This window comes from Solwaraspora sp. WMMA2065 (genome assembly GCF_030345075.1).
In the GTDB taxonomy this organism is placed as follows: Bacteria; Actinomycetota; Actinomycetes; order Mycobacteriales; family Micromonosporaceae; genus Micromonospora_E.
Window position 1 is genome coordinate 2059339 of sequence record NZ_CP128361.1, and the last position, 12158, is coordinate 2071496.

A 12158-nucleotide genomic window follows, 5' to 3' on the forward strand; every position below is an offset into this window, starting at 1 on the left:
CCCAGGGGGTATGTACCGGCAGCGACTCAAGGGTCCCGAAGATTCAGGACCTTCGACCCGGTACGGCGCCGGACCTCCCGACCCGGCGGGGGTCTGGCCAGCGGGCGGTCAGGCCGGTGAGCGGTCAGGCCGGTGGGCGGGCCCGTACCTCGTCCAGCGCCAGCACCGCGACGTGCAGCGACAGGCACGCCTGCACCGAGTCCAGGTCGACGCCGAGAATCCGCCCCAGCCTGGTCAACCGCTCGTAGAACGCCGGCCGGGACAGGTGCACCGCCGCGGCCGCCGCCGACTTGTTGCGGCCGTGCTCCAGGTACGCCCGCAACGTCGCCAGCATCCGCTCCCGGGGATGACGGGCCTCGTACGCCAGCAGCGCGCCCAGCTCACGCTCGACGAACACCTGCAACCGGGGTTCCTCCCGCAGCAGGTGCAGCAGCCCGGCCAGGCCGACGTCCGGCAGCCGCAGCACCTGGTCGGCGCGGCGGTCCCGGCGGCCGGCCTCGGCCACCTGACGGGCCTCGACCAGGGTCCGCCGGGCCTCCCGGACGCTGTCCACCCCGCTGCCGGCGGCGACCACCACCGGCACCGGCTCGGACCGGCGCAACCGGTGCAGCGCGGCCAGCAGACCGTCCAGCGCCGGGTCCGCCGCCGTGGCGTCCCGGACCGCCAGCAGTACGCCGACCGCGTGCTCGTCCAACGGGCTGGCCAGACCGGTCAGCCCGGCTTCCCGCAACGCCAGGCCGACCGTCTCGGCCAGGTCGCGCAGCCGGGCCTGGACCGCCTCGGCGCTGTCCGCCGCCGGCACCGATCCGGCCCCGCCGGCATCGGTGGCCGCACCGGGCTCGGCACCGGAACCTGCGTCGCGGAACCGGACCGCAACGCCGACCAGGTGCCGACGGTCCAGGCCGACGCCGAGCGCCCGTGCCCGCACCGCCACCTCGTCGACCGGCTGCGACCCGTCCAGCAGCGCGGTCAGCAGCGTCCGGTGAATCTGCCGCTCCAGCCCTTCGGCGTCGCGGCGGATCAGCCGGCCGAGCGCCAGGGTCGACGCGGCCCGTTCGAGCAGGATCGACCACCGCAGCAGCGGACCGCCCGACCCGGTGGACCCGTCGGAGACACCCGAGCCGCAGGAGACACCCGAGCCGCTGAGACCGGCTGCCGGGCAGCGCAGCAGCAGCCGACCCCAGTCCTGGCCCCGGGCACCGACCATGGTCACCAGCCAACCGGTGTCCGCGTGGTACGCGGTACGCCCGGTCGGCTGGATCCGGCGCGAATGCTGCTCCCAGCCGTCCAGCAGCAGCCGGGGATTCTCCCCGACGCTGTGGTAGGCCAGCACCCGACGGGACAGGTTCTCCAGCACCACCGGCGCGCCGGCCAACTCGGCCGCCTGGCGTACCACCTCGGTGGCCTCCGCGCCCTCCACGGACAGCTCGGTGAACCGCTGATGGATCTCCTCGGTCGCCCGCAGCTCGGCCAGCTGGGCGTCCACGATCAGGGCGTGCACCGCCTCGGTGATCAACACGAACCGGGTCTCCCGGCGCAGCTCCACCAGCGGCAGCCCGCGCCGGTGCGCGGCCGCGACCATCACCTTCGGCACCCCGCCGTGGTAGCGGCGGCCGAGCTCCACCACCAGGCCGGCGACGCCGACCTCGGCCAGGTCGGCGATGAAGGCCCGCACGCCGGCGTCGTCGACGGGCAGCCCGATCCCGGTGGTCAGCACCAGCTCACCGCCGCGCAGCAGGCTGGCGATGTCCGGCACCTCGGTAACGTGTACCCAGCGCACCGGTCGGTCCAGACCCTCCTCGGCGGCGACCACCCGGGGTCCGCCGTTCCGCACCGGGTCGAGCGCCAGCACCTCACGGACGGTCGGGAACACCCGCAGAACGCTACCCCGGCGACCGGCACAATGCCCGGTGTGCCAACAACGGAGATCATGGACCCGGACGACGAGCGGATCGCCGACTACCGGGCGCTGACCGACGTCGAGCTGCGGACCCGGTGGGAGCCGCCGAACGGCCTGTTCATCGCCGAGGGCGAGCTGGTCATCGGGCGGGCCCTGCGGGCCGGCTACCGGCTGCGGTCGGTGCTGGTCGACGCCAAGCGGGTCGACCAGCTCGCCGACCTGCCGCCGGACGCGACGGTCTACGCGGCAACCCCGGCGGTGCTGGAGTCAATCACCGGATTCCACGTGCACCGGGGCGTGCTCGCCTCGTTCCACCGCCGGGCCCTGCCCAGCCTGGACGAGGTGCTCGACCGGGCCCGCCGGCTGGTCGTCTGCGAAGGGATCAACACGCACACCAATCTGGGTGCGCTGTTCCGCAGCGCGGCGGCACTCGGCATGGACGCCGTGGTCCTCTCCCCCACCTGCGCGGATCCGCTGTACCGGCGGTCGGTGCGGGTCAGCATGGGCGAGGTGTTCGCGGTGCCGTACGCCCGGGCTGCGGCCTGGCCGGCGGCGCTGGCCACCGTCCGTACCGCCGGGTTCCGGCTGCTCGCGATGACCCCGGCACCGGACGCGGTGCCGGTCCAGCGGCTGGACTCCGCGGCCCGGGCCCGGCCGGCGCTGCTGCTCGGCGCGGAAGGGCCGGGGCTGAGCACTGCGGCGGTCCAGGCCGCCGACGTACGGGTGGCCGTGCCGATGCGACGCGGCGTCGACTCGCTCAACGTGGCGACGGCGGCGGCGGTCGCCTTCTGGGAGCTGTGCCGCGACGACCCGGCTTAACGCGAGCTGGCCGGGGCGGTCGCCGGCACCTGGATGCTGGGCACCATCCGGCCGGCGGACCAGGCCAGGCCGATCCCGGCGGTCAGGGTGAGGACCGCGCCGACGGTCTGCAGCGGCCCGGAGAGCAGCCCGACGAGCCCGAGCAGCGGGGACGCGACGATCAGCAGCCAGCCGTCGAGCCGGTTGAACAGCTCCGAACGCAGCACCGCGGCACCGGCGAGCAGCCAGCCGAAGCTGTACAGTGCGGCACCGACCAGGGCGATCGACCGGGCCGACGTACCGTAGACGGTCGTGCCGTCGGGCAGCCCGACGAACGGCACCGTCAGTGCCGTACCTGCCAGGCCGACCAGCAGCGCCGAGACGGCGGTGCCCCGGCTGCGGGCGGCGGCGTGGATCCCAGCGATCGCGACCAGCGCGACCAGCCCCAGCCAGCTGGCGATCACCCAGGAGGCCAGGTACGCCGGCCGGCCGTCGACCAGGTCGGGTGCCGGGCCGCCGCCGCGCACTCCGCTCAGGCCGCCGATGCCGAACGCGATCGCGTACAGCGGCAACGTCCAGATGGCGACCCGGCTGAACCGGCGGATCGACCACGCCCAGGCGGCGTTGGTTGCCGGGCCGGCCGGGGTGTTCTCGGGTGCGGCGGCGGCTACCACGGCGACACCGGCGTCGCTGCGGGAGACCACCCGTACCGGGCCGGACCGGCCGGCGTTGGACGCGGTGGTCCGGGGTCGGGTGTTCCTGACGGCACGCGTCACGGTGTCGCCTCCCCGCGCTGCGGGGCCCGCACCGGGCCCCGTCGGCTGTGCTCACTGACCGACCGATCGTGACAGCCGCCGACAGCGGTACGCGCGGGTTCCTCGGATTTCAGCCGGTCGGGTCAGCCGGCCCGGCCAGCGCCGGCCGGGCCGGATCGGGTCCTGCCCCGGCTACAGGTCAGCCGCGTTCGGCCTGCGGGCGCTGCTGCTCGGAGTTCAGCTCGCCGAGCAGCTCGGACGCGGGCACCGGCTCGGGCGCCGGCAGCCCGGCCGGCCGGGCCTTGGCGCCGCCGGCCGCCGTACCGCCGCTGGTGACCTGCTCGGCGGCCCGCACCTCGTCGTTGACCCGCTGCGCCTCGGCGGCGGCGGCCTCGGCGGCCTCGGCCGCCTCCCGCTCCACGGCGCTGGAGTCGACCTGCTGCGACGGCGCGTCACCGACCATCTGGCTGAGCCCACCGAGCGCCCCGCCCAGACCTTCGAGGGCCTTGGTCAGCTCGGCCGGGACGATCCACATCTTGTTGGACTGGCCGTTGGCGATCTGCGGCAGCGCCTGCAGGTACTGGTAGGCGAGCACCTTCTGGCTCGGGTTGGCCTGGTGGATGGCGTCGAAGACGGTCCGGATCGCCTTCGCCTGGCCTTCGGCCTGCAGGATCCGGGCCTGCCGGTCACCGTCGGCGCGCAGCACGGCGGCCTGCTTCTCGCCCTCGGCACCGAGAATCTGCGACTGCTTGTGCCCCTCGGCGGTGAGGATCGCGGCGCGGCGGTCCCGCTCGGCGCGCATCTGCTTCTCCATCGAGTCGCGGATGCTCGGCGGCGGCTCGATCGCCTTGATCTCCACCCGGGTCACCTTGATGCCCCACCGGCCGGTGGTTTCGTCCAGCACGCCGGACAGGTGCTGGTTGATCTCCTCACGGCTGGTCAGCGCGCGCTCCAGGTCGAGCGAGCCGATGACGTTACGCAACGTGGTGACGGTGAGCTGCTCGATCGCCTGCAGAAAGTTGGCGATCTCGTAGGTGGCGGCCCGGGGATCGACGACCTTGAAGTACAAGACGGTGTCGATCGACACCACCAGGTTGTCCGAGGTGATCACCGGTTGGGGCGGGAAGCTGACCACCTGTTCCCGCATGTCGACCTTGGCCCGTACGGTGTCGACGAACGGGACGAGCAGGTTGAGACCGGGCGTCAGGGTGCGCTGGTACCGGCCGAGCCGTTCGACCAGGTCCATCCGCTGCTGCGGGACGATCCGCACCGCCCGGATCAGGGTTATCACTGTGATCAGAGCGACCGCCCCGACCAGCACCGCGATCACTAAGTCCATCGTCGTTCACCTTCTCGGCTCGGGAAATTCATGCCGGCTCGGGGTGTTCATGCCGGTCCGCCGCCGGTGACGTCGTCCCGCCAGACCAGCGCGGTGACGCCCTTGACCTGGATCACCTGTACCCGTTCGCCAGGGGCGAAGACCTGGATGCCGTCATACGAGCGGGCGCTCCACAGCTCGCCGTCGATCTTGACCTGGCCGCCGTCGGCATCCACCCGCTCCAGCACCAGCGCCGAGGCGCCCTCGATCGCCTGCACGCCGAACGGCTCCTCGCCACCGCTGAGCGCGGACTGCCGGTGCCGCTGGATGGCCGGCCGGACGGCGACCACGGTCAGCGCCGACACTGCGGCGAAGACCAGCGCCTGGGCGGCCACCGGGGCACCGAGAGCGGCGGCGAACGCCGCGGCGAACGCGCCGGCGGCGAACATGACGAGGAACAGCGTCGCGGTGAATAATTCCGCGACCGCCAGTACGACGCCCAATACGATCCACAGGACGGGTTCCACACACCGATCGTGACATGTATGCGCACCACCGGCGACCCTCGGACCGACAAATCGGGCAGCCATTAGTGAGTCGGACCAATACGGCCACCCTAAGTCACGATCCAACCCACCTGAGTCACGAGCAAGGAGCATGTAGGCGTGTCCGCACCCCTGTCCCCCGACACCATCAGCATGATCGACACTGCGGTCGCCGAGACCCAGTCGAACGGCCGGGCACCCTCCGTCGTCCTCGGCGTGCTCCGGGACCGGCGGCTGGTGCACATCGCGTCCGCCGGTGACCACCCGTCACCCCACCCCGACCTGCAGTACCGGATCGGCTCGATCACCAAGACCTTCACCGCCACCCTGGTGCTGCGGCTACGCGACGCCGGCCGGCTCGACCTCGACGACCGGCTCCGCGACCACCTGCCCGACGCCCCGTTCGAACGGATCACCCTGCGCCAACTCCTCGGCCACGCCGCCGGCCTGCAACGCGAACCGGACAGCGACACCTGGTGGGAACGCAGCACCGGCACCGACGTCGCCACTCTGCTGGCCGGGCTCGGACCGGACAAGATGGCCTTCCCGCCGCACCGCACGTACCACTACTCGAACCTGGCGTACGGGCTGCTCGGCGCCGCCCTGCACCGGATCACCGGCACGCCGTGGAGCGACCTGGTCGCCACCGACATCCTCGGACCACTCGGCATGACCCGCACCACCTACCACCCCACCGCCCCGTACGCCGCCGGCTACGTGGTGCACCCGTGGCACGGCACGCTGCGCGAGGAGCCGCGTACCGACACCCGGGCGATGGCCCCCGCCGGCCAGCTCTGGTCCACCGTCGCCGACCTCAGCCGGTGGGCGGCGTTCCTCGCCGACCCGGACCCGGCGGTGCTGGACCCCGACACGATGGCGGAGATGTGCCTGCCGGTGGCGATCAACGACCCGCAGCGGTGGACCGGCGGCCACGGGCTCGGCCCCGAGCTCTACCGGGTCGGGGAGCGGGTCTTCGCCGGCCACGGCGGCTCGATGCCCGGCTACGTCGCGCTGCTCGCCGTGCACCGTGGCACCGGCACCGCCGTGGTGGCCTTCGCCAACTCGTACGGCTTCGCCCGGGGTACCATCCGCGAACTGGGGCTACGGGTACTGGCCGGGGTGCTGGACCGGGAACCGGTCGCGCCGCGTCCCTGGCGACCGGGCACCCTGCCGCCGCCGGAGATCGACGCTGTCTGCGGCCGGTGGTGGTGGATGGGACGGGAGATGCAGGTTTCCTGGGACGCCGACGCCGCCGAGCTGGTCCTCACCCTGCTCGGGCCGGTCCAGCCGGTGACGTCGCGGTTCGCCGCGCTGGGCGCGGACCGCTGGCAGGGCCGCAGCGGCGCCCAGCAGGGCGAGATCCTCACCGTACGGCGTGGACCGACCGGCACCCCGACAGCGCTGGACCTGGCCACCTTCGTCCTTACCCGCGACCCGGACGACCTCGGCTGACCGGACGACCTCGGCTGACCGGACGACCCCGGCTGACCGGACGACCCCGGCTGACCGGACGACCCCGGCTGACCGGACGACCTCGGCTGACCGGCCGCCGGCTCACTGCGGCGGTACGGTGACGAAGTCGATCAGCCGCTCCATCGCGTTGATCAGCGGCGTCTCCACGTCCTGGTAGCTGTCCACACTGGACAGGATTCGACGCCACAGCTGCGCCGGATCGGCCACGCCGACAGCCGCACAGACGCCTTCCTTCCACGGCTGTCCGGGTGGGATCCGGGGCCACTGCCGCAATCCGATCCGGTCCGGTCTGACCGCCTGCCACACGTCCACGTACGGATGCCCGGTCACCAGGACGTACGGCGAGGTGACCGCGGCGACGACCCGGCTCTCCTTGGACCCGGGGACCAAATGGTCGACCAGCACGCCAAGCCGGCGCTGCGGTCCGGGCGCGAAACCGGCCACCGCAGCGGCCAGCCCGTCGATGCCGTCCAGCGGTTCGACGACGACGCCCTCGACCCGCAGGTCGTCACCCCAGATCCGCTCGACGAGCGCGGCGTCGTGCACACCCTCCACCCAGATCCGACTGGCCTGGGCCACCCGGGCCGGTCGGTGGCCGACCGCGACCGAACCGGAAGCGGTGCGCTGCCGCTGCCGGGGCGCGGCGGGTGCCCGGGGCGGCCGGCGCAGCGTCACCGGCTGGCCGTCCAGCAGGAAACCGGCCGGTGCCAGCGGAAAGTGCCGTCGGCGACCGTGCCGGTCCTCCAGTGTCACCGCGCCGGATTCGAAACCGACGACCGCGCCGCAGAAACCGGAGTCGGCGTCCTCCACCACGAGGTCCGGCTCGGCGTCGACCTCCGGCACCACCCGACGGCGGCGCCAGTTGCCCGCCAACACGTCGTCGCCGTACCGCTGGTCACCACCCACGTCCGGCAGGCTAACCGCACCGGGCGACGGTGGCCCGCCGACGCGCCGACCGGACACCCCGACGGGGACCTGCCGCCCGGTGTCGAGACAACCGACAGCGCGGCACGTACCCTAGCGTGCATGTCCCCCGCAGCAGGCGCGGCGACCCTCGCGACGCGCCGCTCCAGCCGCTTCGTGGCCTGGGTGCGCGCATGGCGCGCCGGCCTGGTGCCGTACGACGAGATCGCCGACGAGATCGCCGGCGACGAGGAGCATCTGGTCGCCGACGCACCCGGTGCCTGGACCGACCTGCCGTTGCGCGACGCGCTGTCCTGCTTCGCGAAGCTGCCACCGGACGAGATCCGGCTGGCGTTGCCGGCCCCCGGCGACCCACGCGGTCTGCCCGGTCCAGGTGAGTTCACCGGCGCCGCGCTGCTGGCCGGCGAGGCGGTGGTGGCCCGTGGGCTGGGCGTCATCCCCGAGGTGCGCTCACACACGTCCGGTTCCGGGGTCACCTTCGAGACGGTGCTGTGGCGGATCTACCCGCTGCCGCAGGAGCTACCCGCCGCCGGGCACGCCGGGCCGAGCGCCGCCGAAGCCGAGGCCGAGCTGTCCACCGCACTGGCCGAGACGACCACGGCGCTGACCCGGCTGGACGTCGCGCACTGGCGGCCGGAGCTGGCCGGGGCGCTGGCCGCGCTGCGCCGCCCGGACGGCGGGATGGACCTGCCACCCGGCTTCGATCCGCGGGCTCGCCGGCTGTTCGCCCGGGCCAGCGTGCTGGACCAGGTGCTGGCGCTCGCCGAGCACGTCGCCCCCGGCGGCGCCGTCAACGGCTACGAGGCCCAGCAGCGCGACGCCGCGCTGCGGCCGCTGACCACTGCCTGCCGCCGGGCGCTGGTCGCCGCCTGCAACGCCCCGCTGCGGCCCTGACTGCCGAGCGCGGCCGGACGCCCCGACCAGATCTCGTCTCGATCAGATCTCGTCGATCAGGTCGGCCACCGACGCGACGATCCGCGACGGCCGGTACGGGTAGCGGTCGATGTCGGTACGGCTGCTGATCCCGGTGAGCACCAGGATCGTCTGCAGCCCCGCCTCCAGCCCGCACAGCACGTCGGTGTCCATCCGGTCACCGATCATCGCGGTGCTCTCCGAGTGCGCGTCGATCGTGTTCAACGCCGACCGCATCATCATCGGGTTCGGCTTGCCGACGAAGTACGGCTCCACCCCGGTCGCCTTCGAGATCATCGCCGCGACCGAGCCGGCCGCCGGCAACGCGCCCTCGGTCGACGGCCCGGTCGGGTCCGGGTTGGTGCAGATGAACCGGGCACCGCCGTTGATCAGCCGGACCGCTTTGGTGATCGCTTCGAAGCTGTAGGTGCGGGTCTCCCCCAGCACCACGTAGTCCGGGGCGTAGTCGGACAGGATGTAGCCGACCGCGTGCATCGCCGTGGTCAGCCCGGCCTCACCGATGACGTACGCGGTGCCACCCGGCCGCTGGTCGGCGAGAAACTGCGCGGTAGCCAGCGCCGCTGTCCAGATCGCCTGCTCCGGCACGTCGAAACCCATCCGGGTGAGCCGGGCCTGCAGATCGCGGGGGGTGTAGATGGAGTTGTTGGTCAGCACCAGGAACGGTTTACCGGAAGCGCGCAACCGGTTGATGAACTCCGGCGCACCGGGGACCGGTTGGCCCTCGTGCACCAGCACACCGTCCATGTCGGTCAGCCAACTCTCGACGGGCTTACGGTCGGTCACGAGGATCTCCGGGGGGTGGAAGAGGCAATGCAGCAGTTCACCGGGCAGGTGTCCCAGACCGGCAGCGTACCGAGCCGTACCCGGGTGAGGGCGCCGTCCGGGCGCAGCCGTTCCGACACCAGGTCCCGGACCATCGACACGAAGGCCGGGTGGGTGCCGGGGCTGGCCGCCCGGGCGTACGCCAGACCGAGCTCCTTGGCGGTCGCCGCGGCCTCGGTGTCCAGGTCCCAGACCACCTCCAAGTGGTCGGAGACGAAACCGATCGGACTGACCACCACTGCGTCGACCCCCTGACCGGCGAGTTCCCGCAGGTGGTCGTTGACGTCCGGCTCCAGCCAGGGCACCTGCGGCGGCCCGGACCGGCTCTGCCAGACCAGGTCGTACGGCAGGTCCGGGGCGGCGTCGGCGGCGACCAGCCGGGCGGTCTCGGCCAGCTGGGCCTGGTAACGCCCGCCCTCCGGGCCGGCAGCGGCCGCCGCGCTGGTCGGGACCGAATGGGCGGTGAACACCAGCCGGGTACGCCGACGCAGCGCCGGGTCGATCGTGTCCAGCGCGGCCCGGACCGCTTCGACGTGTGGACCGACGAACCCGGGGTGATCGTGGAACTGCCGCAGCTTGTCGATCACCGGGGCGTCCGGGCCGACCGCCGACCGCGCCGCCGCGATGTCCTCCTGGTACTGCCGGCACGACGAGTAGCCGCCGTAGGCGCTGGTGGCGAAGGCGAGGGCGCGGCGGACCCCGTCGTCGCGCATCCGGGCCACCGTGTCGGTCAGCATCGGATGCCAGTTGCGGTTGCCCCAGTAGACCGGCAGGTCGAGCCCGTGGGCGGCGAAGTCGACGCGGATCGCGGCGAGCAGCTCCCGGCACTGCTGGTTGATCGGCGACACGCCGCCGAAGTGCTGGTAATGCTCGGCGACCTCGGCCAGCCGTTCCGGCGGCACGTTGCGGCCCCGGGTCACGTTGCGCAGGAAGGGCAGCACGTCCTGCGGACCTTCCGGGCCGCCGAACGACAGCAGAACCAGTGCGTCGTACGCCATGGGCCCTATTGTTCCTGGTCGGGCCGGGCCGGGCGGCGGCGCATCCCGAAGATCAGGCGCCGATGGCGTGGAAGCCGCCGTCGACGTGCACGATCTCACCGGTGGTCGCCGGGAACCAGTCTGACAGCAGCGCCAGGCAGGCCCGCGCCGCCGGCTCCTGATCGGTCAACTGCCAGCCCAGCGGCGCCCGCTCGGTCCAGGCCTGCTCGAAGGCCTCGAAGCCGGGGATCGACTTGGCCGCCATGGTGCGCAGCGGGCCGGCGGAGACCAGGTTGCTGCGGATGCCCTTCGGTCCCAGGTGCAGCGCCAGGTAGCGGGACGCGGACTCCAGGCCGGCCTTGGCGACCCCCATCCAGTCGTAGACCGGCCAGGCCAGGGTGGCGTCGAAGGTCAGCCCGACGACCGCGCCGCCGGGACGCATCAGCGGCAGCGCCGCCATCGCCAGCGACTTGTACGAGAAGGTGGAGATGTGCAGCGCGGTGGCGACGTCGTCCCAGGGCGCGTCGAGGAAGCCGCCACCGAGGCAGCTCTGCGGGGCGAACCCGATCGAGTGCACCACCCCGTCGAGGCCGTCGACGTGCCCGGCAACCTTGTCGGCCAGCCCGGCCAGGTGCTCCGGGTTGGTCACGTCGAGCTCGATCACCGGCGCTTCGGCCGGCAGCCGCTTGGCGATCCGCTCCACCAGCGACATCCGGCCGAACCCGGTGAGCACGACGGTGGCACCGTTCTCCTGGGCGAGCTTCGCCACCGAGAAGGCGATCGACTGGTCGGTGATGACGCCGGTGACGAGCAGCCGCTTACCGGCCAGCAGTGCGGACACAGGTTTCTCCGTTCGGTGTTTCGTAGCCAGGTCGGGTCGGTGCGGTGTCACAGGTCGGTGCGGCGTCGACGGTCAGTGCCCCATGCCGAGGCCGCCGTCGACGGGAATGACCGCCCCGCAGATGTAACCGGCGGAGTCGCCGGCGAGCCACGTCACCGCGGCGGCCACCTCGTCGGCGGTGGCGAACCGACCGGCCGGGATGGCCTTGCGGTACTCGGCCTTGCGCTCCTCGGGCAGCGCCGCCGTCATGTCGGTCTCCACGTAGCCGGGGGCGACGACGTTGGCGGTGATGTTGCGTCCGCCGAGTTCGCGGGTGATCGACCGGGCCATGCCGACCAGGCCGGCCTTGCTCGCCGCGTAGTTGACCTGACCGGGCGAGCCGAGCAGGCCGACCACCGACGAGATGAAGATCAGCCGGCCCCAGCGGGCCCGCAGCATCTTCGTCGAAGCGCGCTTGGCGCAGCGGTACGCGCCGGTCAGGTTGGTGTCCAGCACCGAGGTGAACTGCTCCTCGGACATTCGCAGCAGCAGCGTGTCGTCGGTGACGCCGGCGTTGGCGACCAGCACCTCGACCGGCCCGAGCTCGGCTTCGACCGCGCCGAAGGCCTGGTCGACCGAGTCGGCGTCGGTGACGTCGCAGCGTACGCCGAACAGGCCGGCCTGCTCGGCGAAGCCGGACCGGTAGGTGACCGCGACCCGGTCGCCCTGCTTCGCGAACGTCTGCGCGATCGCCAGGCCGATGCCCCGGTTACCGCCGGTGACCAGTACGGTGCGGGCCACGTTCCCCCCTCGTCGTCGATGATCCGGCCTTGGAGACTAGGTGCTACCGCCGGGTAAGCAGTAACCCGGGGGTACTACCCCTGTGGTGTCTT

General features: G+C 72.8%; 12 protein-coding genes. 3 read left to right on the forward strand and 9 right to left on the reverse strand.

What is annotated here, in order from left to right; translation table 11 throughout:
• Positions 1 to 124 precede the first annotated feature (124 nt).
• Positions 125 to 1873: a PucR family transcriptional regulator gene (locus O7610_RS09290; protein ID WP_289213071.1), complete on the reverse strand. Its 1749-nt coding sequence runs from the start codon at positions 1871 to 1873 to the stop codon at positions 125 to 127.
• A 57-nt stretch (positions 1874 to 1930) separates the two neighbouring features.
• Between O7610_RS09290 and O7610_RS09295 the strand changes: the two genes are divergently transcribed.
• Positions 1931 to 2719: a TrmH family RNA methyltransferase gene (locus O7610_RS09295; RefSeq protein ID WP_281567478.1), complete on the forward strand. Its 789-nt coding sequence runs from the start codon at positions 1931 to 1933 to the stop codon at positions 2717 to 2719.
• On the opposite strand, the gene O7610_RS09300 is transcribed toward O7610_RS09295, so the two are convergent.
• From O7610_RS09300 to O7610_RS09310, 3 genes are all read right to left on the reverse strand, one after another.
• Complete coding sequence (locus O7610_RS09300; protein ID WP_281555363.1) at positions 2716 to 3474, reverse strand: hypothetical protein; 759 nt, start codon at positions 3472 to 3474, stop codon at positions 2716 to 2718. The two genes, O7610_RS09295 and O7610_RS09300, sit on opposite strands and share 4 nt — an antisense overlap.
• Positions 3475 to 3652: 178 nt before the next feature.
• Positions 3653 to 4792: an SPFH domain-containing protein gene (locus O7610_RS09305; RefSeq protein WP_281555365.1), complete on the reverse strand. Its 1140-nt coding sequence runs from the start codon at positions 4790 to 4792 to the stop codon at positions 3653 to 3655.
• A 47-nt stretch (positions 4793 to 4839) separates the two neighbouring features.
• Positions 4840 to 5298 (reverse strand): NfeD family protein, encoded by a 459-nt coding sequence (locus tag O7610_RS09310; protein ID WP_281555366.1) that lies wholly within the window; start codon positions 5296 to 5298, stop codon positions 4840 to 4842.
• Positions 5299 to 5469: 171 nt separating this feature from the next.
• On the opposite strand from O7610_RS09310, the gene O7610_RS09315 reads away from it, so the two are divergent.
• Positions 5470 to 6768 carry a serine hydrolase domain-containing protein gene (locus O7610_RS09315; RefSeq protein ID WP_281567477.1) on the forward strand — a complete coding sequence of 433 codons (1299 nt, stop codon included), beginning with the start codon at positions 5470 to 5472 and terminating at the stop codon, positions 6766 to 6768.
• A 102-nt stretch (positions 6769 to 6870) separates the two neighbouring features.
• Here the strand turns inward: O7610_RS09315 and O7610_RS09320 are convergent, their stop codons facing one another.
• A complete protein-coding gene (locus tag O7610_RS09320; protein ID WP_281555367.1) occupies positions 6871 to 7695 on the reverse strand; it encodes a DUF3097 domain-containing protein in 825 nt (274 codons plus the stop codon).
• 120 nt (positions 7696 to 7815) lie between these two features.
• Between O7610_RS09320 and O7610_RS09325 the strand changes: the two genes are divergently transcribed.
• Positions 7816 to 8607: an Rv1486c family protein gene (locus O7610_RS09325; protein WP_123602363.1), complete on the forward strand. Its 792-nt coding sequence runs from the start codon at positions 7816 to 7818 to the stop codon at positions 8605 to 8607.
• A gap of 42 nt (positions 8608 to 8649) precedes the next feature.
• Here the strand turns inward: O7610_RS09325 and O7610_RS09330 are convergent, their stop codons facing one another.
• The 4 genes from O7610_RS09330 to fabG all read right to left on the reverse strand — a co-directional run bounded on the left by O7610_RS09330 (position 8650) and on the right by fabG (position 12066).
• Entirely contained in the window at positions 8650 to 9486 is an 837-nt protein-coding gene (locus O7610_RS09330; protein WP_475049614.1) for an HAD-IIA family hydrolase, read from the reverse strand.
• The gene (locus tag O7610_RS09335; RefSeq protein ID WP_281555369.1) at positions 9426 to 10466 is read right to left on the reverse strand and encodes a ferrochelatase; all 1041 of its coding nucleotides are present in this window, start codon (positions 10464 to 10466) and stop codon (positions 9426 to 9428) included. Before O7610_RS09335 ends, O7610_RS09330 begins: the two co-directional genes overlap by 61 nt.
• A 52-nt stretch (positions 10467 to 10518) precedes the next feature.
• Positions 10519 to 11286 (reverse strand): enoyl-ACP reductase FabI, encoded by a 768-nt coding sequence (gene fabI / locus O7610_RS09340; protein ID WP_281555370.1) that lies wholly within the window; start codon positions 11284 to 11286, stop codon positions 10519 to 10521.
• Positions 11287 to 11358: 72 nt separating this feature from the next.
• Entirely contained in the window at positions 11359 to 12066 is a 708-nt protein-coding gene (fabG, locus tag O7610_RS09345) for a 3-oxoacyl-ACP reductase FabG (RefSeq protein WP_281555371.1), read from the reverse strand.
• Between the last annotated feature and the right edge of the window lie 92 nt (positions 12067 to 12158).

Excerpts from the sequence above, each read along its gene's own strand:
- O7610_RS09295 (WP_281567478.1), top strand. The coding sequence starts at position 1,931 with ATGGACCCGGACGACGAGCGGATCGCCGACTACCGGGCGCTGACCGAC.
- O7610_RS09305 (WP_281555365.1), bottom strand. The coding sequence starts at position 4,792 with ATGGACTTAGTGATCGCGGTGCTGGTCGGGGCGGTCGCTCTGATCACA.
- O7610_RS09315 (WP_281567477.1), top strand. The coding sequence starts at position 5,470 with ATGATCGACACTGCGGTCGCCGAGACCCAGTCGAACGGCCGGGCACCC.
- O7610_RS09325 (WP_123602363.1), top strand. The coding sequence starts at position 7,816 with ATGTCCCCCGCAGCAGGCGCGGCGACCCTCGCGACGCGCCGCTCCAGC.
- O7610_RS09335 (WP_281555369.1), bottom strand. The coding sequence starts at position 10,466 with ATGGCGTACGACGCACTGGTTCTGCTGTCGTTCGGCGGCCCGGAAGGT.